General features: G+C 61.4%; 16 protein-coding genes. 9 read left to right on the top strand and 7 right to left on the bottom strand.

The window, feature by feature from the left end; all coding sequences use genetic code 11:
- Positions 1–75: 75 nt before the first annotated feature.
- Positions 76–504, top strand: a complete 429-nt coding sequence (locus tag ACZ5B4_RS00400; protein ID WP_464912460.1) for a DUF423 domain-containing protein — start codon at positions 76–78, stop codon at positions 502–504.
- A 67-nt stretch (positions 505–571) separates the two neighbouring features.
- On the opposite strand, the gene ACZ5B4_RS00405 is transcribed toward ACZ5B4_RS00400, so the two are convergent.
- The 5 genes from ACZ5B4_RS00405 to ACZ5B4_RS00425 all read right to left on the bottom strand — a co-directional run bounded on the left by ACZ5B4_RS00405 (position 572) and on the right by ACZ5B4_RS00425 (position 8,573).
- A complete protein-coding gene (locus ACZ5B4_RS00405) occupies positions 572–1,228 on the bottom strand; it encodes an RNA polymerase sigma factor (RefSeq protein ID WP_464912461.1) in 657 nt (218 codons plus the stop codon).
- Between the two features lie 813 nt (positions 1,229–2,041).
- Positions 2,042–5,203: a DUF5696 domain-containing protein gene (locus ACZ5B4_RS00410; RefSeq protein ID WP_464912462.1), complete on the bottom strand. Its 3,162-nt coding sequence runs from the start codon at positions 5,201–5,203 to the stop codon at positions 2,042–2,044.
- A 162-nt stretch (positions 5,204–5,365) separates the two neighbouring features.
- Complete coding sequence (locus tag ACZ5B4_RS00415; RefSeq protein ID WP_464912463.1) at positions 5,366–5,809, bottom strand: COG1470 family protein; 444 nt, start codon at positions 5,807–5,809, stop codon at positions 5,366–5,368.
- A 169-nt stretch (positions 5,810–5,978) separates the two neighbouring features.
- Positions 5,979–7,433 carry a glucuronate isomerase gene (gene uxaC / locus ACZ5B4_RS00420; protein ID WP_464912464.1) on the bottom strand — a complete coding sequence of 485 codons (1,455 nt, stop codon included), beginning with the start codon at positions 7,431–7,433 and terminating at the stop codon, positions 5,979–5,981.
- Positions 7,434–7,694: 261 nt separating this feature from the next.
- Positions 7,695–8,573: a hypothetical protein gene (locus ACZ5B4_RS00425; RefSeq protein ID WP_464912465.1), complete on the bottom strand. Its 879-nt coding sequence runs from the start codon at positions 8,571–8,573 to the stop codon at positions 7,695–7,697.
- A 1,102-nt stretch (positions 8,574–9,675) separates the two neighbouring features.
- Between ACZ5B4_RS00425 and ACZ5B4_RS00430 the strand changes: the two genes are divergently transcribed.
- Together ACZ5B4_RS00430 and glgB are read left to right on the top strand one after the other, a co-directional pair.
- On the top strand, positions 9,676–10,392 hold the full coding sequence (locus ACZ5B4_RS00430) for an RNase H family protein (RefSeq protein ID WP_464912466.1): 717 nt from the start codon (positions 9,676–9,678) through the stop codon (positions 10,390–10,392).
- 235 nt (positions 10,393–10,627) lie between these two features.
- Positions 10,628–12,838 carry a 1,4-alpha-glucan branching protein GlgB gene (gene glgB / locus ACZ5B4_RS00435; RefSeq protein ID WP_464912467.1) on the top strand — a complete coding sequence of 737 codons (2,211 nt, stop codon included), beginning with the start codon at positions 10,628–10,630 and terminating at the stop codon, positions 12,836–12,838.
- A gap of 139 nt (positions 12,839–12,977) precedes the next feature.
- On the opposite strand, the gene ACZ5B4_RS00440 is transcribed toward glgB, so the two are convergent.
- The gene (locus ACZ5B4_RS00440; RefSeq protein ID WP_464912468.1) at positions 12,978–13,601 is read right to left on the bottom strand and encodes a PH domain-containing protein; all 624 of its coding nucleotides are present in this window, start codon (positions 13,599–13,601) and stop codon (positions 12,978–12,980) included.
- Between the two features lie 342 nt (positions 13,602–13,943).
- On the opposite strand from ACZ5B4_RS00440, the gene ACZ5B4_RS00445 reads away from it, so the two are divergent.
- Positions 13,944–15,194 (top strand): ribonuclease D, encoded by a 1,251-nt coding sequence (locus ACZ5B4_RS00445; protein ID WP_464912469.1) that lies wholly within the window; start codon positions 13,944–13,946, stop codon positions 15,192–15,194.
- Positions 15,195–15,290: 96 nt separating this feature from the next.
- Here the strand turns inward: ACZ5B4_RS00445 and ACZ5B4_RS00450 are convergent, their stop codons facing one another.
- Entirely contained in the window at positions 15,291–17,645 is a 2,355-nt protein-coding gene (locus ACZ5B4_RS00450; protein ID WP_464912470.1) for a hypothetical protein, read from the bottom strand.
- A 604-nt stretch (positions 17,646–18,249) separates the two neighbouring features.
- Between ACZ5B4_RS00450 and ACZ5B4_RS00455 the strand changes: the two genes are divergently transcribed.
- The 5 genes from ACZ5B4_RS00455 to ACZ5B4_RS00475 all read left to right on the top strand — a co-directional run bounded on the left by ACZ5B4_RS00455 (position 18,250) and on the right by ACZ5B4_RS00475 (position 24,930).
- On the top strand, positions 18,250–19,389 hold the full coding sequence (locus tag ACZ5B4_RS00455; protein ID WP_464912471.1) for a peptidyl-alpha-hydroxyglycine alpha-amidating lyase family protein: 1,140 nt from the start codon (positions 18,250–18,252) through the stop codon (positions 19,387–19,389).
- Between the two features lie 649 nt (positions 19,390–20,038).
- Positions 20,039–21,112, top strand: a complete 1,074-nt coding sequence (locus ACZ5B4_RS00460; RefSeq protein ID WP_464912472.1) for a glycosyl hydrolase family 28-related protein — start codon at positions 20,039–20,041, stop codon at positions 21,110–21,112.
- Positions 21,113–21,870: 758 nt separating this feature from the next.
- Positions 21,871–23,073, top strand: coding sequence for a nickel pincer cofactor biosynthesis protein LarC (gene larC / locus ACZ5B4_RS00465; RefSeq protein WP_464912473.1), 1,203 nt, complete (start codon positions 21,871–21,873; stop codon positions 23,071–23,073).
- A gap of 32 nt (positions 23,074–23,105) precedes the next feature.
- Positions 23,106–23,669, top strand: a complete 564-nt coding sequence (locus ACZ5B4_RS00470; RefSeq protein WP_464912474.1) for a hypothetical protein — start codon at positions 23,106–23,108, stop codon at positions 23,667–23,669.
- Positions 23,670–23,823: 154 nt separating this feature from the next.
- Positions 23,824–24,930 carry an FAD:protein FMN transferase gene (locus ACZ5B4_RS00475; RefSeq protein WP_464912475.1) on the top strand — a complete coding sequence of 369 codons (1,107 nt, stop codon included), beginning with the start codon at positions 23,824–23,826 and terminating at the stop codon, positions 24,928–24,930.
- Positions 24,931–25,014: the final 84 nt, after the last annotated feature.

Below are 25,014 nucleotides of genomic sequence, written 5' to 3' on the forward strand. Positions count from 1 at the left end.
GACCGAAAACGGACGAGAGGACGCGACGATATTCGCGAAGAATTAAACGCCAGGAACGACGGAGCGAGAGTCTCCATGCAAGACAGGATTCTGTTTTTCTGCGGGGCGATCTTAGGGGCCTTCGGCGTGGCGCTGGCCGCCATGGGCGATCATCTCGTGCGCGGGGGAGTCGATGCCGCGGCTTACCACGGCTTCGAGACGGCCGTCCGCTATCAAATGTTCCACGCCTTGGCCCTCATGACCCTGGGCGCTTGGAGCCGACGGCAGCCGTCCCGCTTGCTCACCGTCGCCGCCGTCTTCTTCTTGTTCGGGACGGCGGGATTCAGCGGCGGATTGTACCTGCGGATCGTCTTCCCACAAGTCGATTGGGTGTGGATCGTGCCGGTCGGCGGGACCTCGCTGATCTTGGGGTGGTTGGTCGCCGCGCTTGCGGCGGTTGGGGCACGGGCCGACGCCCGCCCGGATTCGCCGAGCCCTTCGGCGGATCCCGTTTCGCGCGAGTAAACAGCGCCGCCGCGGCGTCCCGGGACTATGGCCCCGGAAGGTCGCGGCGGCATTTTTTCGCGCGCCGTCAGGCGGCGTGGAGTTCGGTCAATTCCTTCGCCAGCCGCTTTCGGGCGGTGTGCAGGCGACGCTTGATCGTGCCCACGGGCGAATCGAAGCGACGGCTCATTTCGACCAGGGAGTTGCCCTCGATGTAGAAGGCCACGAGGGTCTCGCGGTCCATCGCTCCCAACCGTTGCAATCCCTTCCAGACCGCTTGGCGTTGTTCGCGGCGGACGGCTTCCGACCAAGGCTCGCTGCCGGCGTCGGCCTGGTCGAAACTCTCGAAGTTCACCGTGCGATCCCGCCGCCGCCGAACCAACTGATTGATGGCCAATCGGTCCGCGATGCGGCGGAGCCATCCCGCGAAGCACCGCTTGTCGTGCAACTGATCGAGCTTGCGGAACGCTTGGATGAAGACGTCCTGAGTGGTCTCCTCGACGTCGCTCTCGTCGCGCAGGCGCCGGCGGACGGTATCCCGGACGTACCGCTCGAACATCTGCACGATTCGATTCGCCGCGCGGCGATCGCCCCGCGCGGCGGCGGTGAGCAGCAGCGAGACGGGGTCCGGCGGCTCATCCGGATCCGCCGAGCGCGATTCCCCGATCTCTTCCTCAACAAGGCCTTCGGCAAGGCCGCTCAGCTCAATTCCGAATTCCTCTAATTCCTCGATGACCGTAGCCATGACTCCCTCCGTTGTGCGACAACGGACGGAGACCGAGGACCCGTCGGAGAAGGCAAGGAGGGAGAGGCCAAGCCCCACCGATCCCAGCCGGACCGTGGGCCTTGGTCGACGTCCCCTGCCGCGTTGATGATCGGGCAGTGTTAACTTCTAGGTGGACGTGACCAAGACCTTGCGGCCTCCGCGCGAGCGGCCAGCCTGGCCGCCGCGGCCGGCTGCCACGACAAAGACGGGGATTGCCAACAACCCAATCCGGATTGGGATCCCCCAAAGGAATCCATGGCATGGATCGGATTCAAGTCACGGCAACGGCCGATCCAGTCGGTGCGCAAAGACAGACCGGCGCGGAGAATCTTCGTAACCTTCGTGCAGACTACCGTGACGACGTGTTTGCTCACCCGAGCGACGCGAGCGAGAACCACATGCTTAGCCGTCTTCAGCGTCTTCACGAACGTACGCATGATGCACCTCTGCGCCAACGCGCACCCAAAAGAGTTAAGGACTAACACCGCGGATCAATTAGCCCGCGGCAATTCAACCACCATTATTTCCACGACGGCCTTGATGAGCAAGTCCTGTTCCTAAAACGCCGTTTATCCCTCAGGCGACAAAGTCGATTTGCCGCGGAACAGGCCGCCGCGCCGTTTCCCAAGGTCCTCCCGGCGCGAAATCAGGTGTTACCCATGTTGGCGAGACAACCGTAGGTTGACGGAGGTTCGCGTTCTTTTCACAGAAATGCGTCCCCGTTTGTAACCCGCGACCCGAAAAACGCCTTCCGGTCGAAAGCGAACTCCTGGCACACTGCCTGTTACATCGTCAATTTTGCCTTTTGATCAAGCAGTCGAATTCATTCGGTTGAATCTTCACGGAGACCGCCCCTCTCGTGGGTAGGTCGAGGTTTTCGCTCCGGACCTGTTGTCCGCCCTCGTCGTGATAGACAAGTCGCACGCGCTGCACGGGGCCGCCCCAGAGCTTGTCCAGACGAATCTCCGCCTCGACGGTGTCCTGGGGATGGGGCAGCGCGGTGACCCGGACGCCGTCGCCCTCACGGGTAATCCGAAGCCCTTGGGTGGTCCGGACGACTCCGAAGTCGATGACCTTCCCCGCGGCATTCATCCTGGCTTGCAACGGGTCTTCGGTGCTTTGGGCGGTCCAGGTAAGCTTGCCGCCCTCACCCACGGCCAAGGTTCCCAGGCGGATTCGATTCCCCTCATCGCTGGGACCTGCAAGGACCGGTCGGCGACCGTTCCGCGGATCGTAGGCCCCGATCCGCAGTTCGACGGTGTCGCCCGGCTTGAGCTGTTCGGGCACGACGGTGCGGATTACGGTGGACACGGTGCCCGGGACCGGACCGTCGGGGCGCCGCGGTTCGAGACCTCCTTGGAACACGATTTCGCCCTCCCTGTCGCAGAAGTGGGCAAAGAGGACGTAATGATCGGGGAGGCTGCGACGGAGCTGCCAATCGACCTGCAATTCCAATCGCCGTTCGCCCAAATCGCGGAATGCACCGGCCAGGGGACGCGCCGGGAGGACGCCGCCGTAGCTCTTACGTCCGTTGACGTACAGCCATTCCGGCGAGTGCATGTATTCGACGATGATGCCGTCGCGTCGGAGGATGGCAGCTTCGACGAATTGCGATTCGGAGTTGTCCCCGGCCGAGGGGATTGGGACCTTGGCCAGGAATCCGTATTGGGGCAGCACGGTGCCCTGCACTTCCCAGTCGCTCTCTCCGCGATTGCACCAAACCTCGCCGCCGCGCTGCCAGCGAACATGCTGCCGGTGGATGTCTCCGCCGACGAATTCGACCGACTCGATTCGGTCCAAAGCCAGTGCCCGCATGAGAGGAGACAGCAGCCAGTACTTTCGCACGACGTCTTCACCGAAGGGGCGGGAGACCATGGCAGGGTGGCCCGTCAGGACCTCGGTCGCGATGTAATCGTCGCTATACATGCCGTGGAGCCGGGTGTCCAATCCGGCGGCGTAGCGTCCCTCGTAACCGGCCCCGTGGAGGACGAAACGGTCGTGGTGCGCGGCATCGAACCACGGCACCCGTTCCGCGTCGCGGCATTCCCAGTTCCAGACCGACCATTGGTAATAGCCCGGGAAGGGATTGCCCACCCGCAAGTGATTGGTCTGCGCACCGTCCAACCAGCCGATCAATTGGTCGTGGCCGCTCTCCGAGATTTGCGGCGCGTTGTTTCCCAGCAATTCACGGATCCAGGCGAAATGATTTCCCCAACTGTCGCGGGTAAAGACGCGATCGAAGAACCGGCCGTCGGAAGTCCAGTAATCGTACGGTTCGATACTGCTCCACACGTCGATGAAATAAGCGGTGGGCGCGAGGTTTTCGCGAATCCAACGCAAATTCGCCTGCAAAAAGGGTTCGACTTGATCGGCCCGATAGCGGTAGGACTGGGCTTGCCGGCCTTCGTTCAGCCACGCCCGGACGGGGGTTCCATTGGAGTGAAACGCGATCCGTTCCCGATAGGAGAAGCCCTCGGCATCGGGGTAAAAGTCGATGTAGTTATCGTGAAGGGCGAAGAGAACGCCTGCCTGACGACAGGATTCGATCAAATAACGGCAGTCCTCAAGGCTGCCGAGTTGGGGATTGGGAGGGCAGATTTCCGGCAAACGATAGTCGTATCCCCATCGCTGCCAGTTGTGCCAAATGACCATGCTATCGGTCAAACCGTAACGGAAGGCCCGTCGAAGCTCGTCGGCGCTGTCGCGGTACCGCCCGCCCCAAAGGTCGAACACGAATCGTCCGGCCGCTTGTTGCACTCCTCCGGCGGGCCGCAAGCCGTTCACATCGCGCCATTTTTTGACGCCCTCCCAAGCGTCGGCGGCGGGAATGAACGTGAAGCGAACATCGGGCGACGCGTGAAGCGAGAAATGACGCTCAGCCGGAATCACGTCGAGATAACTGGGCGGGACGTCGCAGGCTTGAATCACACTCAGCCGCGGCGTGAATTCGAAGCCCACGAACGAGGTGGACAACCGGTGGCCGTCGAAACCCAGACGGTACCGCTCCGGTTGAACCACGACGTTACCGTGGCCGGCGAACAGCTTTTCCAGCGGAAGGCTCCAGGATCCCACGGCGGCATCCTCGATGTGAATGTGTCGCCACGGTTTCGGTTCCGTGGCATTCTCCACGCGAAAACTCGCAGTCAAGACGCCGCCGACCGCCGCGAGTTCCCCGATCAGGTCGAATTCGCAATCTTGGCCGACGAAATGATGTCTCGCTCTCAGCGGAGTTCCCACGCCTGCGGGTTTTTCAAGATCGACGCTTTGCAGCGTCAACGCCGACCGAAAGCCGTCCAATCGGGCGGAGTCGACCGTGATCTGGAATCCGCGGAACCATACGGTCTGTTGGGGTGTCACAAAGCCCACGGCGGCGTCCAAGAGGCCGCGGTTACCGGGAAGCACACGATATTCGCAATCCAGCCCGGCTACCGTCCCGCTTCCCACAGTGAGGGCGCGATCCCACGCCGGCGGCGACTGATCGGGTTGCGGCGGGTTGCCGACGACCAGCGTCGGTTCCGCCCAGAAGGACGAATCCCAGCCTGTGTTGTTCTTCGGGCCGGGATGCGACTCCAATTGCAGTCGCACCGGCTTGCCCGCGTATTGCGAGAGGTCCACGCGATGGCGTTCCCAGGTCTTGGCGGCCGTGTGCCGCTCCCAAACGATCTCGCCCCACGCCCCATCCGGAGCATCCCACGGAACGACGCGAACCCGAAACGTCACGCCGTCGCTCTGCCCTTCCGGGGTCATACCAAGGGAGAAATCCAAGGTGGCGGGCGTACCTTCGGGCAAGTGGATCGGGAATTCAGCGGCGAGGGTTCCCGTTTGTCCGTCCCGCCACGGCGGATGAATACCGAGGCACGGCCGCGTCTCGTTCTCTAACGTCAAATCGACGCGGTTGAGACTGCCGGAGTGTTGAGGATGGCTACCGCTCCAACCGAGTTCACTGACTTCCACCGGCTTCCCGAAGACCTGCATCACCGCGCGGCGGGTGGCGGATTGCTCCAGGGCGAACGCGCTATTCGGCGAAAGGACGATCGGCTTCCACTCACTCGTCCGGCGCGTCCGGCCGCCCGTCGCTTTGTCGACGACAAGAATCGCGATGGGATGCAGTTTCAGTTAGGGCTTGTCGGGACGGCGGACCGTCGCCCAGACGTGGATCGGATAATGGGCGGCGTAGCTGTCCGCGGCGGATTGCACGCGTGCGGTCAGTCGCCGAGATTCGCCTGCGGGCAAACTAACCGCGGCGAACTCGCCGGGATCGGCTTGCCAGCCGTCGATCAGGCCGATGCGGAGATTCGCGGCGATCGGCCCCTCTCCGGCGTTTTCCACGATGACGGCGACGTCGATCGGATCCCCCGCCTGCTCGATCCGTTCCGGGGCCTCGATACGCACCGTGACACCCTCCGCCTTGTCCACCGGTGGGTTGTAGGCGAGGACCAAGGAGGGGAGCGCGAAGAACGCCGCCGCAACCGACAACAGCGCGACACCAGACCGTGCCGCCGGGTGCCGAAGTGCCGGTCGAAACGGCCGAAAACCGACATCAACCAGAAGGCGGGACATGAGAGAGTCCTCCGCGTTAAAAAGACGTTGGTCCGGGCGGGAACAATCGGCGGCTTTGATGCTACACGATAGCCCGGCGTAGGCCGGAACTCAACACCCCGGGAAAACTACGACGGAGCGCGGCCGCTCACAAGGAGTTGCCGCGCTGTCTGTTTCCGCAAGGCCTTACTTACTTGGCCTCGGCGGCGACCTGAGATCCCAGCGTGGGGGCGCGGAAGCCGAAGTACCGTGCGGCATTGTTGTAGCAAATGTCGCGCACCACCGAACCGACCAAGGCAAAGTCACGGGGTAGGAGTCCGCGATCCATCTCCCCGCCCAACAGATTGCACAGGATGCGGCGGAAATAGTCGTGCCGTGTGAAAGAAAGGAACGATCGGCTGTCGGTCAGCATCCCCACGAATCGGCTCAGCAGCCCGAAGTTGGAAAGCGTCTCGAGCTGTCGCAAGATGCCGTCGCGCTGATCGAGGAACCACCACGCGGCTCCGAACTGCATCTTGGCCGGCTCGCTGCCGTCCTGATAGCAGGCCAAGATGGAGGCCGTCGTTTCGTTGACGGCGGGGTTCAAGTTGTACACGATGGTCCGCGACAATTTTCCCGCCCGTTCCAGGCGATCCAGGAACCGCGTCATGTTGCGTGCCAGATTGATGTCGGTGATGGCGTCGAAACCCGTATCCGGACCGAGAGTCTCGAACATCTTGGAGTTGACATTCCGCAAGGCGCCGACGTGGTACTGTTGCGACCAGCCCTTCTCGTAGTTCATCAAAGCGCATTCGTAGAGGACGGCCGACTTGAACTTGGCGCGGTCCACGATCGACACGGCCTGATTGTTGTACACCTCTCGGAAGATGCGGTTGAGATCCGCCTCCTCGTAGTCCTCGGCGAAGAACTGTTCGATGCCGTGATCCGAGAGGCGGCAACCGTGTTCGTGGAAATAATCGTGACGTTTCCGCAAGGCCTCGATGAGGGTGGTGTAGTCCTTGACCTCGATCCCGGAAGCCTCGCTCAGTTTATCCACCCAAACGTGGAACCTTTCCGGATGTTGGAGGAGCATCGCGCGATCCGGGCGAAAGGTGGGTAGCACCTGGACCGGAAAATTGGGGTCCTCCGCGATTTTCCGGTGAGCCTGGAGATCGTCCGTGGGATCATCGGTGGTGCAAACCAAAGTCACGTTGAAGTAGCGGAGCAGGCCGCGGCAGGAGAACTCCGGCAGAGCCAGTTTGGCGTTGCACGTTTCCCAAACCTCCGCCGCCGTTTCGGGGTTGAGCAGACGATCCGTGATGCCGAACGGCCGCTGCAATTCCATGTGCGTCCAGTGGAATAGGGGATTGCGCAGGAGCTTGGGTACCGTCTCCGCCCACTTCAGGAACTTCTCATAGTCGGAGGCGTTGCCGGTGCAATAGTACTCGGGGACGCCGTTGGCCCTCATGGCCCGCCACTTGTAGTGGTCCCCCCGTAGCCAAAGCTCGGTCAGGTTGGCGAACCGATGATCCTCGGCGATCAATGTCGGCGAAAGGTGCGAATGGTAGTCGAGGATCGGCATGTCCTTGGCGCACTCGTGGTACAGGCGTACCGCAGTCTCGTGCTCCAATAGAAAGTTCTCGCTTGGGAACGTCGATGGCGTCATGTCATTCGCTCCATGGGGGTAAGAACCGTTTCGAGACCTATGCGAGCCGCAGGGGAATGCCCACTCGGTCCCAGCGCGGTAGACGGGTCGTTTGCCGCCTCGAACCGTACGGAAGGTCCTCCACGCTTGCGGCCTGCCGATCGCGGTTGCACGGAATTCGTGTGACCGGATGATCTCGACATGCCACTTCAGGCGATCGTCGTAGGGATACCCTATGCTAGTGGACGCGAACGGCGTCAACCACCCAACCCCCCCGAGAGATTACGCCTCGGTCAGCGACGGAGGGGAGGATAGAAACCCCCTCGCCGCCTCGGTCAAACGTTCCGCCGCGTTCGCCCGGCGAAGCAGCAGCAATTGAAATATGCTACGGACCGTGACGCCCTTTTCCAGGCATAAAGGGAACAAGCGATAGACGAGGCGGAAGCTTCCGTTCCGGAAATCGAGCGTCCAAGGGGCGATCGGCTCGACCTGTTTGAGAGGGCGGATCCCGGCCGGATGAACCAATAGCCCCAAGACGCAGGGTGCTCCGGATAATGCAACGACGGGAAGCGAGAACTCCGTGACACCCGCCGATTCCGCCGCCTTGTCACTGGAGGGTTCCTGGTGGGCCGAAAGTGGGATGGTTGCCGTACGCCGGCCGCTTGGATCCACCGTGCATCGCTGCCACCCGATCTCCTCGGCCCGCCCCCGAAAGGCGATCCGTACGTCGCGCTGCACGCTCGGATTCTCCGTCTTGGCACTGATGACGGCTTCCAAGACGTACTCTTCCTCTTCTGTTTGTTTCGAAAGGTCGGTTTCCCCACAACCCACTGCCGCAACCCGTCCGGCGGTCAAACCGACATGAATGTCCAAACCTTCGCGAGGGTTGCCGGTCGTCCAATCCTCGTAGCGCGTGTAGAGGTGGTTGGCCTTGGCAAAAACATCGGACAGTCGCAGGGGCTGCGCCGATCCTCCCTCCAGGGACAGCCCGAAGACCGTAGCCCGCGGTTCGGCATCCCCCGTCGATGAATCTTCGCCTGAATAGTGCAGAGAGACGCCTTCCTCCGGGTGCCGCGCATCGAGTCGCCACAGCCGCCTTGGGCCGCCGCACGTGGCGATCGTATGCTCCAGCTTCCATGCTACGCTCGAGGAGATTGCCATACGTTCCCCCCTACTTTCTCGAAGGCGGGCAAGCACGATTACGCTTGGACACGAAGCGGCGGCACACGCCTCAGCCGGAGCCGACCGGATGCCGCTCGGATGAGCAGGCGACATTCGGTGCCGCGTTCGCCGCCGATGAGTTTGAGATTAACAAACTGATACCCGGCGGCACAAGGACGCGGGCATTTCGGGGCTTACTTTCATCCGGGTTTCGGCCTGACGATCGCCGATTCCAAGTGCAATGCCGCGGAAGTCGGTTGCGGCGTCATCCTCACCAGACAGGGGTAATTCGGGGGGATGGTCCATCAGACGGATGCCTCGGGGACACAAGCGAAAAGAAAAACCCCGCCGTTCGCAATTTTCAGCGAGACGACGGGGCCGGAACAGAGAAGAGGCCGATGGAACGGGCACCGCGATGATTGATTTCCCGTTCACCTTCTATGATATCGACGCTTTTTTCCGTGTCCAGCGATTTTTCTAATCGCGGTCAACGCCCCATCTCTGGGGATCGTCGAAGAGACCTGAGTGCCTTTCATAACCCCTCCACGTAGTGGGTGAAACCCAGTCGATGGAGCCGGTTTCTTTTCCCGTTGATTCGGTCGGCCTTGTCAAAATGCAGACTTTTCCAGTTTCAAAGGAAGGACATCAAGCCGGGAGGTCGGCAATTCGCGCGAAATACGTTTCGGATGGCGAAAATGGTAACTGGCGATCGTAGGGCGATCGTCGACGGGTCCGCATCACCCCCTCTTAATTCGGAACGCGGGACTGCGTCCAATCTTCGGCGCGTCGCAATGCTTAGAAACCGGTATTTCGGAATTATTGAGGGCCGAGACCGCTGTCAGCGCAAGGAATCTTCACTGGCTAGGATGGATAACTTGAGAAGCATGGGACGATAAGGGTATTGAGGAAGAATTGAACGCACGCCGTTTGGCCGTCGAAGCGAGGGCGGATTCGGCCGCCCCCCAACGTATTGATATCGCTTTAGGCGCCTTGATATCCCTTTAGGCGCCGCAACGCGCCGGGGGAACCTTCGTCAGGTCGGTACGGCTGGATAATGGACTTTGCTCCGCCCGTGTAGGCGGCTCGCGAGGACGAAGCATCCATGATTGGGTTCAATCCGCTGGGACGAGCAACGGACTCCGAAGGCCTAAACCACTTCATGTTGATTAGCCAAACCGGGGTGGCCGGCGATCCGCACCGATGGCGATTCACTTTGCGTACCCCCGATGGGTACGACGAGATGACGGCCGAAGATATCGAGCCGCATGCAGCCGGAGAGCGGTTGGAATTGCTGACGTTGGTGCGGGCTTTGGAATCGCTCAACCAGCCGTCCCACGTCACGATCCTCACGACCAATCGTTACATTCGCGAGGGACTGCTGCGGGGTCTTCCCGAATGGCGCGAAAATGGGTGGGAATGGGAGTGTTTCCAGTATCGGGTGCCGGTCAAAAATCATGACCTATGGAAACGGGTGGATCGTGCCCTACAATTCCACACGGTGGATTGCCGCATCCTCAGGTTGGACCCGCCTCACCACTCAGCCGGTCGAGCATCCGGCCGACGCGCTCGCTCTCAGGCCGACCCCCGTTCGGTCCAAGGAAAGAGACTTAACGGCAGTCGGTCGATTGCGGAACCGGTAACGTCGCGTCGATTGGGGGACCGCGTCTGGGTCGCGGTCTTGACCGCCGTTCGTGAAGGGCTGCTGTCTCTTCAGGAACGAGGTTTGTTTGTATTGCCCTCCCCGGCAAGACAAAAAACGAATGCAGACGGGGTGATGCACGGTCGGACGCGGGTGGGGGCAAAGATGCCGTGGGGCTGATCAGCGCGCGGGACATGGCCGATCGGTTGGGCTGATGCCGCGATCATGCTGCCGCTCGGCTTAGCCGGGAGACCTGGTCGGCATGAAGACGCGACTGCGGCACACGAAACAAAAGCGAACGGTGCCGGCCCGAGGGCGAATGCGACTCTTTGGGGTGGCACGCGTGCTTTGAGGTATTTGAGATAAATGCAATAAGTGGGTAAGCTTTGAGAATATGGAAAGCAAGGAGGTATCCGTGCGTAGCACCTTGGGATTGGAGCAGGTCGCTCAACTGGTGGAGGGAAGGCTGGAGAACCCGTTCGAAATCCTGGGGCCGCATCCGATTCAGGAGGCGGACCGCCAAGCGATGGCGATTCGCGCGTTTTTGCCCCGTTCCCAGCAGGCATGGGTGATTGATCTGGCGCACGAGGGGACGCCCCGACCGATGCGCCGCATTCACCCGGCGGGCCTGTACGAGGCGGTTTGCCCGATCAACGGCAGCGCTCCTCACTATCTGCTTCAAGTAGCAGAGGAAAGCGGCAAGAAGATCATCATGCAAGACCCGTACGCTTTTCCGCCGATGCTGACCGACTTCGATCTGTACTTGTTAGGCGAGGGCCGGCATTGGCGTTGTTACAACAAGCTGGGTGCCCAGTTGTGCGTGCGCAACGGAGTGGAAGGCGTCAATTTCGCCGTTTGGGCGCCCAATGCCTCCGGGGTCAGCGTGGTCGGCGATTTCAACGGTTGGGACGGTCGCGGCCACTTGATGCGGAAGCACATCCCCAGCGGCTTTTGGGAACTCTTCGTGCCGGGCTTGAAGCAGGGCGACCTCTATAAGTTCAAAATTCGGCATCACGATCAGGTCTTCGAGAAGGCCGATCCCTTCGGTTTTTGGGCCGAAGTGCCCCCCAGGACCGCCTCGCGCGTCTACGATCTCAGCCGCTATCGCTGGCAGGATGACGCCTGGATGGATGGCCGTAAGACGCGGAACTGGCTGGAGGAGCCGGTCGCGATCTATGAGATGCACTTGGGAAGTTGGCGGCGGCCGGGCGACGATCCCCATCGCTGGATGAATTACCGCGAAATCGCTCCGCTGTTGGTCGAGTACGTCAAGCAGATGGGGTACACCCATGTGGAGTTGTTGCCGGTGGCGGAGCACCCCCTGACCGCAAGCTGGGGATACCAGGTGGTCGGGTACTATTCGGTGACCTCGCGATACGGCACGCCCGAAGACTTCATGTACTTCGTCGATTACTTGCACCGGCACGGCATCGGCGTGATCATCGATTGGGTGCCCGCGCATTTTCCCCGCGACGGCCACGGACTGCGGCAATTTGACGGCACGGCGCTCTACGAGCATGCCGATCCCCGACAGGGAGAGCACCGCGATTGGGGCACGCACATCTTCAACTACGGCCGATACGAGGTTCGAAACTACCTCATCGCCAATGCCCTGTTTTGGCTCGATAAATACCACATCGACGGCCTCCGCGTGGATGCCGTCGCCTCCATGCTGTACCTCGATTACAGTCGTCAGCCGGGCGACTGGATCCCCAACGAATTCGGCGGCCGGGAGAACCTGCAAGCCATCGCCTTTCTCAAGCTGCTGAACGAGCAAGTGCATCTCCAGTTTCCCGGAGTGTTGACGATCGCCGAGGAATCCACGGCCTGGCCCGGCGTTTCCAAGCCGACGCATCACGGCGGGCTCGGGTTCAGCATGAAATGGAATATGGGTTGGATGAACGATACGCGCAGCTACATGCGGCGCGAACCGATCCATCGCAAGTACCATCACGATCAGTTGACCTTCAGCTTGATCTACGCCTTCCACGAAAACTTCGTGCTGCCGCTCTCGCACGATGAGGTCGTGCATGGGAAGGGGGCATTACTCGACCAAATGCCGGGCGACTTGTGGCAGAAGTTCGCCAACCTCCGCTTGCTGTACAGCTACATGTGGACCCACCCCGGCAAAAAGCTGCTGTTCATGGGCGGCGAGTTCGGGCAGTGGCGGGAATGGAACTGCGAACACTCTCTGGATTGGCACCTCTTGCAATGGGAAACGCATCAGGGCGTCCAGCGGTGCGTGGCGGATCTGAATCGGCTGCTCCGGCGCGAAAAGGCCCTGCATGAGCAGGATTTCACCTGGGAGGGCTTCCAGTGGATCGACTGCCACAATTGGGAGGAAAGTACGCTCGCGTACATCCGCCGCGGGAAGAATCCCGCCGACTACCTGGTCGTTGCCTGCAATTTCACTCCGGTTCCTCGTTACGAGCACCGTATCGGCGTGCCGGAGGCCTGCTACCTCGAAGAGATCTTTAATAGCGACGCGGCGATTTACGGCGGGGCGAATATCGGGAACTACGGAGGGCGACAAGCCGACCCCATCCCGTGGCACGGAATGCCGGCCTCGCTTAAGTTCGTTCTGCCTCCGCTGGGGGCGGTTATTTTCAAGCCGCGGCGCTCCTGACGCCCAGGCGATCCTCCCGACGAAGCCGGAAGCATCGGGTTTCCCGTCACGAAAAGCGGCGACAGCTCAGCGGGCCGCCGCTATCGTGCGGCGGCGGATCGAACGCGTGCGGCGCGGTAGCCCTGGGGACTTTATCCGGCTAGGCGATGTTGATTCCCCGGCGGATTCGTTCGTCGCGCCGCGCCCCGTCGATCTTCTGGAAAGCGATTTGAGGATCTTTCAAGCCGCTGATGACGAAGAACGGATCGGAGGGGTCTTTGGTACGGAGCACGACCCTGCCCACACCCACCATGCGTTCCAGAAGGTTTTGTTCGAGCGACATGTCGTCGATGTCGATAATTTCCATCGCATTGACGCTGCGAAAAAGCAGCCCTTTTTCGTTGTAAAATCGGTAGCTAGTGACACGGTAGCTGACCGTGTAGCGGCGATAGAGGTAGAGCAAGAGGTAATAGATCCACAGCAAGGCGACGATGCCCAGTAGCACGGCCCAAATCGTGAGGGGATACTCCACGCGTCGCGAGATGACCACTGCCAAGAGAATCGCGCCGGCCGTAATCAAGGTCAAGAGTATCCAAGTGGGAAACATGGCCCACCCGGAATAGCGGCCGCGCCAAAGTTCCACGTCGGGATCGCCTCGATGCGGCGGCCGATGAGGCTCTTGTCCGGGAGGAACGGACTGTCCCGCGGGTGCGCCGTCACGCGCTGCGGACATGGCTTCTTCCAAGGGATTTCCGGATTCCGGCGCTTCCTGGTTTTGTGACATCGCCTTGGCCTTTCTCTGCGAGAGCCGTGCGTCCACCGCATGGGACGCAATACCGTGCCGCCGGTCGCCGACCGTTTAAGGACCGGCAAAACCTTCTTCGCCGCAGCGGCTTCCATATTTTAATCTGCGGTAAGGGCCCCGTCACTACTTCCGATCGGGCCCGACGCCGGTCATCGTGCCGCCTATCGATTTGTGCGCGCACCGTCCGTCGTTCGCGCTCTCGTGCGGCTTTCAGGGAAAGGTCGGTCGTACTAGAATCGAGAAGGGGCGCGGAATCGACTCTCGCCGCGGCAGTGGGAGCCGTTGGTTGGTGCTTGGAGGATGCAGTGTTAGGGGGCTACAGTGACGGAGACAATCACAGCCGGCGGCCGAAATACTTCCCATCCGCATCGCATCATTTCGACTCCCCACGATTTCCAGGCGTTTTGTCGCGGCCTGCGGGGTTGCCCGCGGTTGGCCCTCGACACGGAATTCGTCGCCGAGGATAGCTACCATCCCAACCTGTGCCTGATCCAAGTGGCTCTCGACGACGAGTTGGTTTTGATTGACCCGTTCCCCCTGGGTTCGGTGAGCATCTTCTGGGAGACCGTCGTCGGCGAGGACGTAGAAACGGTCGTTCACGCCGGCCAGGTGGACTTGCAGTTCTGCTATTTTGCGACGGGTCGCTTTCCCCCGCGCGTCTTCGATGTGCAAATCGCCGCGGGCCTGGCCGGCACCGATTATCCGAGCGGGCTTACCAATCTGATTCAAAAGTACGTGGGCGACTTCTCGCCGCAACACGAGACGCAGAGCGATTGGCGGCGTCGCCCGCTGTCGGAATGGCAGATCGTCTACGCTTTGGACGATGTGCGGTTTCTGTTGCAATTGCGAGATCGGTTGGACGACATCCTTGCGAGGCTGGGGCGTCAGGCATGGCTGGGGGAGGAAGTGGTGCGGCATCAACACGAGATTCAACGGCGGCACGAGAGCGAAAGGTGGCAGCGATTGGCCGGGCACCGCGCCCTCGGTGCCAGAGAGCTGGCGATTTTGCGGGAGTTGTGGCTGTGGCGTGAGGAACGCGCATCCTATCAAAACGTCCCCGCCCGGCGCATCCTCCGCGACGATCTCTTGGTGGAACTCGCCAAAAAGAAGACTTGCGACGTCAAACGCATCATGGCCGTCCGCGGGATGAATTATCGTCACACTCGGCCGTGGATTTCCGACATCGCGGAAAGGATTCGCCGCGCGCTGGCCGTCCCCGACGAAAACCTTCCCCGACCTGAACGCCGCGAGGGCGTCTCGCAGTCTCCCTTGCTCGGGCAATTCCTCTTCGCGGCGCTCAGCAGCCTCTGTCGCCGAGGCGATATCTCCGTGGGCCTGGTGGGAAGCACCCAGGATGTCCGCGACTGGGTTTCTTACCGCTTGGGCGAGGGGAACGAGGATCCGCCGCTGCTGGCCCAAGGTTGGAGGCGCGAATTCATCGGCGACTTGTTGGATCGGCTATTGTCGGGGAAGGCGGCGATCCGTGTCGGCGACGCAAGATCGGAGCATCCCTTGGAACTCGTGGAAATCCGGGACCGAGAGCCGCCGGCGGAATCCGATGCGGCGGATTGACCCCGAGGGGAACGGAACGAGCTGGTAGCTCGCCGAGTAGGCCGGCCTTGCCCTCATCTCGCCACATGCCCGCGCTGGGTGCCGTTCCACGTGCGGTCAGCGGCCTGCGGTTGTGTTCGCGCCCGAGACCTGCCCGCGGGGGATGGGCCGATACAACGGTAGGTGCCGGTAATATACCTGAAGCGTCATCAAGGCCAGGGACGTGGCGTAAATCCGTCCGCCGCGTTTGCCCCAATCGGCTCCCGCCGGGTTCCAACTTCCCTCGCGGTGACCGGATCTTTCTTGCGTGCGAATCAACAACTCTCGCATCCGGTGGTTCCACAAGTCCCAGTCCTCGCCTTCCATGTGGTGAAGGACTTCGGTGGCGTAGTAGTAGAAGTAGAGGGGGCCCACGTTCGATCCCTCGGCGGGCGGAAGGGCTTGGGCGATCTTTTTACAGCCGGCCTGGAGATGGGGATTGTCCTTGGGCCAACCGAGATACTGCCGCGTCAGCAGGCCGGCGGCGGTCAAGGGATTGGTCCCTTCTTTTCCCGGTTGGTAACAGTATTCCGAGAGCTTGAAGGGTTCGGGGCCGACCGCGCAGGTATCAATGAAGCGTGCCGCGCGGGTGAGGGGGCTGCTCTCGATCCTTAAACCCGCAAGCTGGCCGCTGCGAATCGCGAGAAACACCCAGGAGACGACCGACATATCACCCGCCTCGCGAAAGCCGTAGCGCCATCCGCCGGCCGTGTGTTGGGCGTTCATCAGATACTTGATGGCGCGTTGCGCCGCCAACTGCAGCCGTTCATCTCCCGTTAAGGCGTAGGCCTCGCAGAGCGCGATGGTCCCCACGGCGTGGCAATACGTGTTGCCGCCGAGGTGCCCGTCCTTGTCCGACTGCGGATCGTTGACCTGGTTCTTCATCAGCCAGGTCAGCCCGCGGCGAACCAAGTTGCGGTAGCGAGGCAAATCGGCGGGTTCGTCCGGTGCGGTCGTGGGGCCGATTCCCTCTGCCAAGAACGGCAACAGGGCCAGGGCGGTGCCGGCCGTGTCATTGTCCACGATTTCCGCTTCGGCGTCGTCCGGTAGGTGGCAATCGCAGCTGGAAATCGTGCGGCCGTAATTCTTGAGCGACCATCGGCCGTCGTCTTCTTGGTGGGCGGCCAGCCAACGTAGTCCCCGCAGAATTGCCTCTTGCGATTCCGGCGTGCCGCCGTAGGCATCGCAAAGCGCCGCTTTGGCGTGGGCCGTCAATCGACCGCCGAACGAGCCGCGTCGCAACAGCGGGGCGATCTCCGGGTCGAAACCGATTTCCCGAGGCAGAAAGCCCGACTCGCCCCACGAGACCGGCACGATGATCGGATACCGGGCGCTGAGGCTTCCCGCTTGGGACCGAATGTACACGGATCGCACGCGCTCCTTGGCATCCTTTTCCGCCGCGAATCGGATCCTGGCGGAGGTTCCGCCGGGCGGCACGTCCAGCGGCGCCGCGGAGACCTTGTCGGGGAGATTCTCGAACTCCAAGTGAATCGGCCCGGTGTATCCCCGGCGCTCGATGGGAACGGCGACCTCCTGCGTTTCGCCCGGTTTCAGCATTACTACACGGAACGAGTTGATGCGGTAAGGAGAACGTTGTACGCTCAGCGAGAACTCCGCCCCCGATGATTTTCCGGCAATCACCGCCGCCAGCTTGACGGAATGTCTGCCTTCCGCCGCGTTTGCGTCGGCGCGAATTCGCAACTCGGCCGTCTCCGATCCTTCCGGCACGACGACCGGATCGGCACTCACGCCGGAAGGAGGATTCTCCAGGCGGATCTGGACGGCGCGTTTGCAGGGGCCGCGATCCAGTTTCACGGGCACCACGATTTCTTCGCCCGGGCGGACCAACTGCTCGACCGGCGGTTGAACCTTCGGCAGAACCACCGGAGTGATCGACAGCGAGAGGTTTCGAGAACCGTGGGCATCGCCGGTTTTCGCTCGAATGATGACCACCGAGAGCGATTGCGTGTCCGCGAGTCGGTCTTCCGCGCGAATCTTCAACTCCGCGGCATCCGCGTCGGCTGCGATCTCGTCGGGGGTGATGACGATTCCGTCGGGCACGTTTTGAAAATCGAGCCTTACCGCGCCTTCGACTCCGGCACGCTCTACTTTCAACTCGCGCGTGACTTCTTCGCCGGCCGAGATTTCCACCGGATCGAGGGCGCTGAGCGTGAACGTCGCCGCTTTCGCCGGCTCCGGAGCCGCGAGCGGCGGAGCCTGTTGCTCCGGGGAAAGACCTTCGACCTCTTCCACGGCCGTCGGGGCCGGGGTCGGAGGCTCGGCCTTGCGGCAGCCCAGACCGGACGTTACCCAGAAAACCGCGGCCACGGTCAGCCCGACAGCATAAGGCTTGGCGATCCGCGGTGCTGCCGAACAACCGGGTCGCCGCACGCCATTTGCCGCAGTAGGTGAAAAGAGGCGTCTACTGAGCATGGCGGTCCTCCTTCAGGCGATCCGCAGGCGTCGGCCGAGCGGTGCCCGAGTCCGATCCCGCGAATGCCCGAGTTAGCCTGAGGTAGAGAAGAATGCGCCACGAACTCGCGAGTTCCGCGATTCGCGGCTATACTCAGCGATTTCTTTTATACACGCCCCGCAATGCGTGTCAAGGAATTTGCGGGATTTCGAACGAGACCTCTGCAACGTCAGTATTCCGTGGGAAAGCCTAGGATTTTCAAGGTCTCCGGAGGGCGCCGATAGCCTCGCACGGCGATGGTCTGCAAAGCTATCCTGCGAGACTTCGGGGAGTTTCCGCAGACGACTTGTTCCATGAACGCAAGCATGGTGATGGGCACGCCGGTCAAGATCGCACCCGGTCAAGATCGCACAGAGAGTCGGCCGACACTCGGCCATCTCCGGTTTCCCACGGGCGAAGCGTTTTCGCCCGGCAGACCGACAACCGTGTCAATTCCACCGCGTCCGCTTGCTCTTACCTTCCGACCATTCGCCTCCGTGCTTCAAGTTTCCACGTCGCCGAGGCACAATAGGGAAGCCGGTTGACGTTTCCTGTGTGTCCAACACCTTACCAGGAGTGACGCTCATGAAAGCAACGTCTGTCTTTGGAGCGCGAGGGCAACGAGCGGCCTGCACGTGGGCGACCTGTGCCGCGGCAGGTTGGGCAGTCTTGGTCGCAACCGCGGCTGCCGTCGCCGAGGAGGCGGCAACTCGGGAACCAAACGTTCCCAACATTGCCCAGCAGGCGCCTTATCCGCGGATCACCGTCTCCACCTGTTACGAGGTTGACCCGACCTGGCCGCAACGCCCGGCCGAGTTGGTTTGGGGTCAGACGCCGTCCGTGTTTGTGGATAGCCAAGACCGTGTGTGGGTTTATACCCGGGCCGTGCCGCCCGTCCATGTGTATGACGCCGCCACGGGGAAGCTTCTCTTCACCTGGGGAGAAGAAGTCTTCGGCAAGCACCTGGAAGGGATGTTGGCCCACGGGATCAAAATCGACCACCGCGGTCACGTTTGGCTGTGCGACGTGGGCAATCATGCCATCTTCGAGCTGGACCAAGACGGCAAAATACTCCGCATCCTGGGTACGCCCGGCGAACCCGGCTGCGATCAAACTCACTTTTACAAGCCCACCGACTTGGCCGTCACGCCCCAAGGCCATATCTTTGTTACGGACGGTTACGGCAATGCCCGCGTGGTCCATTTCGATGACCGGGGACGCTACGTCGGCGAATGGGGCACGTTAGGCGTTCAGCCGGGCGAGTTCAATCTGCCTCACGCCGTCGTGGTGGATTCCCAGGGTCGTGTCTACGTTGCCGACCGCAATAACGCCCGGGTGCAGGTCTTCGATCAGTCGGGAAAACTCCTCGACGTCTGGCAGGACCTTCTCGTTCCCTGGGGATTTTGGATCACCGCCGACGATCAGATCTGGGTCTGCGGTTGCTCGCCCATGTCGTGGCGCGAAACCGACGAGGTGCTTAGCTGCCCGCCCAAGGACCAGCTCTTCATGCGATTCGATCCCGACGGTCGGTTGCGGCAACTTTGGACCGTGCCGAAGGGAATGGATGAGCAGGAACAGCCCGGCGAGCTCAACTGGGTCCACGGCATCGCCTTGGATTCGCAAGGGAATATCTACGCTTGCGACATCATCGGCAAACGGGTTCAGAAGTTCGTTCGCAAGACTCCGGGCTGGTCGGTGCCCTTCGTACCCAAGCCGAAGGAATGACCCGTCGGCGTAGCATCTTTCGGACTGGTGAAAGTCGGAACGGGTGCTCGTCCACAACGGTTCGGTTGCGGTTGCGCGCTTGCCGGCCACGGTGATCCGTCGGTTGGATGCTATGGCTTGTTGTTGCAGCGCCGCTGAGCGCGCCGACCTGGGACCTGTAGGCGGGCAATCAAACCAATCATGCAGCCGGCTTGACCAAGAAACCACGACGGCAAAGCGATGCCGGAATCCACGTGGATTCCGCAGGTCGGGCACCCGAAGAGGGACGCGGCCGCCTGTGGTTAGGCGTTACCACCCACCGTGACATGGGACTTCATGCAAATAGCCGCAACGTCAGTCTCGCGACCATTGGACTCTTGGTTCCGCTCCGACCTTGTGCATCAAGTCACCCTTCCACCTGAGACGATGGCCGCGACTCTGGACAAGACACGTCGCTAGCAGATCCCCATTGTTCACGATCCCAATGGTGCAGGTTAAACTTCACGACGTCGGGAGATTCGCGAAGACTTAGCGAAGGTTGTGGACTGGTGCAACGTATTCCAGTTTTGCTGAGCCGACATCGCCGCGGCTTCGCTTGAGCGAGGGTCGCAATTTGGCGCGTCTCGCCTGTCGTCGCTCGTCGTCGGCGGCCGACTCGAGGAGCATGATCGTGACCAAGACGCGGAATCTTGCCGGACTGCTTGCTGGATTGACCGCCATCGCCGTTCTGGCGACCCATTCCTTTCTACTGGCCCATGGTGACGGATTGTGTGTTGCTAATGAACCGGCCGCCCCCTCGGAACCTGCGGCCGCCAAGCCAAGGGTGTTCAACGTCCTCGATTTCGGCGCGGTAGGTGACGATAAGACCGACAACACAGCCGCGTTTGCGCGTTGCCTGGACGCACTCATCCAAGCGGGAGGCGGACGGATGTTCTTGCCCAACGGCGTGTACCGTGGGCGAATCGTGATTCCGCCCCTCTCCCGACCTCTCCCCAGTTGGATCACGATTGAAATCGCAGGCGAAAGCGAACCCACGCACGTCTTCGGCACGATCGGTGACTTTCCGCTGCAAGACCGCGGGGTCATCGTGAAGTGTTTGGACGAATCGGGACCGGCCGTCATTTCCGTTCAAGAATCGTCCGACTCGCTTTACGGTGGTTTCTCCGCCGTGAACGTCGTGCTGAAGAACCTCGAAGTGCGAACGTATGACAATCCGCAGATCGGAGGTGTGGATTTACAGCACGCGCTCCAGTGCAAACTCGAGAATGTTTTCATCAATACCGGCGTGTACAACGTGCGGGCGTCGGAGCCGACTCACGGCACGAGCGGCCTGATCACCCCACGAATCAACAACGCAGCCTGGACCGTTCTGCGCAATGTAACCGTCACCGGGTATTACCATGGGATCGTAGTCAACGAACACACGGACGGTGACAACATCGTGATCGGTTGCAACGTCCATGGTTTGAATTTCCTGACGGCACATCACGCCTCGCGTTTTGGGCGGATATGTTCATGCCGAAATGTCAATACGATCACCGTGACGGGAAGACATGCCTTTTCGATTCAACAGTTGGATATCGAGCAGCCGGGGCCGGGACAGACCGATTCTCAAAACGCCTGGCAGGCAACGGTGAGCGACGTCAATGACCCTGAGAACCTGGGAGTCGCTGATATCAATTACTGGGTCGTTATTGGCAACGTAGGGGCTCGTGACGTATTTATCTTGAAAGGTGGGGCGTAGATCCGCGCACGGCGTATCGGCTCGGCGAGCCCCGCTCCCGAGCCACAATAACACGATGCACAGAACGACATGAGTGTGGGAGCCAATTCAGACCCAGCCCTACCCGAGCACTGCTTCACACTTCGCTTCGCCAGTTTCGCGGGTAGAGACCGGCTGGAGGACGAGCACGAAGGCGTTCTGGCAGGAGGGCTGAGGAACAAGGCCTGCAAACGTCACATGGCGTCGGCTCGTGCATTAACCCGCCTCCCGTCAAACGGCATCCCGCCACCGTCTTGCATGACGATTCATCACCAATCATCCGGTCACTCCGGAAGTGCTGCGGGGCGGCCATCGGATGCTGATGATTCCGAAAAAAACCGCACTTGCCGACGGCGTACCGCCTTCACCTGCCGTGATAACCGTCCTCAATCTAGTCTCTCCAGCCACGGCCGTATCGCCGCTCGCCCTTGCCCCTTCCAGCGGTGACACGCTGCTTCCACCCCGGCTTCCCGCTCGTCCTCTTGCGGAAAGATCGCCACGGTGTTTTCGAACCGGCGGCAGGTTCGCGGCGAGTCGCCGTTTCCGCCATGACGGCAGCCCGGTCGGTTTGCACATCAACTTTCACGGCGTAGAATCACGCTATATTCAAATGCCGGGCCGGCAGTACCCTCTTCGGCATCGCCCGAAGATCGAGTCTGAAAACGGGATCGGTCAGCGTGGAGCTGCCCGGTCGCAGCATACACCCCAGTTAGGCGTGCCATTAGAAGACGGCGGGCTGCATGAAGATTGCCTATTTTGACTGTTTCAGCGGGATTAGCGGAGATATGATCTTGGGCGCCTTGGTGGATGCCGGGGCCGACTTCGAGCAGTTGACGTCGGTACTCGACTCCTTGGGCTTGCCCGGTTGCCGCCTGGTTGCGGAGGAGGTTCGCAAAGGCGGCTTCCGCGCGACGCACGTCCGCGTGGAAACGCAGCCGGAGCATGGCCACCGCCACCTGCGGCATATCTTGGAACTCTTGGATCGGTCGAATTTGACCGCCGCTCAAAAGGGCAAAGCCGAGGCTGTTTTCCGGCGATTGGCGGAGGCGGAGGCCAAGGTCCACGGCACGACGATCGAGAAGGTACACTTTCATGAGGTCGGAGCCGCCGATTCCATCATCGACGTGGTAGGCGCGGTGGTGTGCCTGGACCTGCTGGGGATCGAGTGCGTTGTTGCCTCGCCCATTCCGACGGGCCACGGTACCATCCGCATCCAGCACGGCGAGGTGTCGATCCCGGCGCCGGCGACCGCCGAACTCCTGCTGGGCGTTCCGATCTTGGAGGCGGATGTCCCCTTCGAGCTGACGACGCCCACCGGGGCAGCTTTGATTACCAGCTATGCTCGACGTTTCGGGCCTCCGCCGGCCATGACCGTACAATGCATAGGGTACGGGGCGGGATCCCGCGACATACCCCAGCGTGCCAATCTGCTCCGAGTGCTGATCGGATCCTCCGAGGACGTCGCCCTCGCGAGCGATGAATCCTCGGTGGAGCGGATTTGGGTCGTGGAAACGCACCTCGATGACGTTCCGGGCGAAGTGGTGGGCTATACCGTGGAACGCTTGCTGGAGGAGGGCGCGCTGGACGTGTTCATTGCCGGCGGACACATGAAAAAGAATCGCCCGGCCGTGCGGCTGACGACGTTGTGTCGAGCCGAACACTTGGCCGCGGTCGAAAGAGTGGTCTTGACCGAGACGACGACCTTGGGAGTGCGACGTTGGCCCGTGGAACGCCGCGTCTTGAGACGAGAATCCGCCGACGTGGAAACCCGATGGGGCACGGTAGCAGGCAAGGTGGCGTATCTTCCCGATGGCACGCCGCGGTTTTCCCCGGAATTCGAATCCTGCCGAGATGTGGCGCGAAAACACGGCGTTCCATTGCAAGCGGTGTATCGGGAAGCTGTGGAAGCCTACGGCGATACTTCCGCCGCGAAAGAAGGCTGATGATTGGGAGGCGGTGCAAGCCGATCTGAAATATGGATTTCCAGCTCCTTTTCCCCATCGCCGTGGTGGTTGTACTGTGGTACCTGATGTGGCGACTGCGGCGGCGGACGCCCGATCGTGTGGCATTCGAGCCGCAAATGTGGGGCAAAAGGCAGCTCGCACGCGAGGAATCGGCGCTCTCGAACAAAGAGGATGAGCTGGAAGTTCGGTTGCACGATAAATCACGCGAAGTATTGGCCCGGATCGATAGCAAGCTGGCGGTGTTACAAGAATGGACGTCCCGAGCGGAGGCGGCCGCGACCCGATTGGAACGGGCGTTGGCGGCGGCAGAGACGGCGCGGGATGGGGCCGTTCCCCGACTTGCCCCTTTGCCGGCGATGGACGAGACCGTGGAGCCGGCACGAAGCGACGAAGCCTCGGCCGGTGCGCACGCCGCCCGCGCGGCATCAGCGCGGGGTCCCGAGTGCGAGGAACCGTTGCCGCAAACGGTGCGGGAAGAAGTTCGCAGCCTGGCGACCTACGGCTTCAGCCTGCTCGAGATTTCTCAGCAACTCGGCATACCGGAGACCCAGGTTCGCCGCGAGCTGGCGAAATAATCCTCCGGCGTCCGGCAATGGAATTCGATGAGAAGCTTTGGAGAGGGGCGCGCTCCGTTGCGTCCATGGTTCGGATCTTACAGCGGAGGAGGCTCCAGACGCTTCCCGCCGATTCGCGGACCCTTTCCGATCACTCGTTTCACAGGTTCCCGTGATGACGTTCGACGCAGCCCGCCGAGAGTTTTTGCGGCGATTGACGAAGCCACGTGCGGTCGGGCGCGGCCCAAGCGATGGCGACGAGACGCAGAGGGAGCGCGGAGCCGGGGAGCAGGCCCCTGAACGAGTCGGACGGGAGCTGTCGCTGACCGCCAAGGCGATGGGCGGAGAGTTCCAGGTCGTCTTCAATCTGGCCCAGTATGAACAGGCCATGGAAGCGGGGTTGGCAGCGATCCGGTTGCTGGAACCCCTGGAGGACATGATGTCCTTCTTTCGGCCTCGGGGGGAGTTGGGCAGAATCAATGCCCTAGCGTCTTTCGGGCCGGTTCCGGTCTCGCCGGAGCTTTGGGACCTGCTGCGATTCTGCCGCGAATTGTGGGAAAAGACGGACCGCGCATTCGACATCACGGCCGCGGCGATTTGGGAGGCCTGGGGATTTGCTAGACGGCAGGGTCGGCTCCCTTCCCAGTCCGAATTGGACGAAGCCATGGGCAGCGTCGGCTGGGATTTCGTGGAGATGGACGAGGCAAACAAGACCATCGCCTTCCGAAAACCAGGACTGAAGTTGAATCTGGGTAGTGTGGGAAAAGGTTATGCGTTGGATCGGCTGGCTGAGGCGATCGAAGGGCACGGCGTCAAAGACTTTCTTCTCCACGGGGGGAAGAGCAGTATCCTGGCCCGAGGGAGCCGGATAGAGGTGGTCGGGGGGGATTTTAGCGGTGGGAAGGGATGGCCGGTAGGGTTAGCCGACCCGCTCTCCAGGGGTGGTCGACTGGGCGAGATTGCCATTCTTGACCAAGCTGTGGGGACCTCCGGCACGGCCTTCCAATTCTTTTACCACGAGGGCAAGCGGTTCGGGCACGTCCTTGATCCTCGTACCGGTTTTCCCGTGGACCATTGTCTTTCCGTAACGGTTATTGCGGCAACCGCTGCCGAAGCCGATGCGCTATCGACGGCGTTTTTCGTGACAGGACCCGCCGCCGCCCAAGCGATATGCGAAAAAATGGGTAATATAGGCGCATTTTTCGTTGTGCAGGGTAAGTCATCGGCAAGGCCGGAGGTGATCTCCGTCGGCGATGCCCCGGCGATCATGCATTCACTCTAATTGGGGGTCGGTTGTCAAGAGGGTGGCGAGAATGCGTGGTCTTGATCCCGGTTCAGCCGCGCCGCCCGTTTGATTAGTTCAAAA

Source organism: Thermogutta hypogea, from assembly GCF_055386265.1.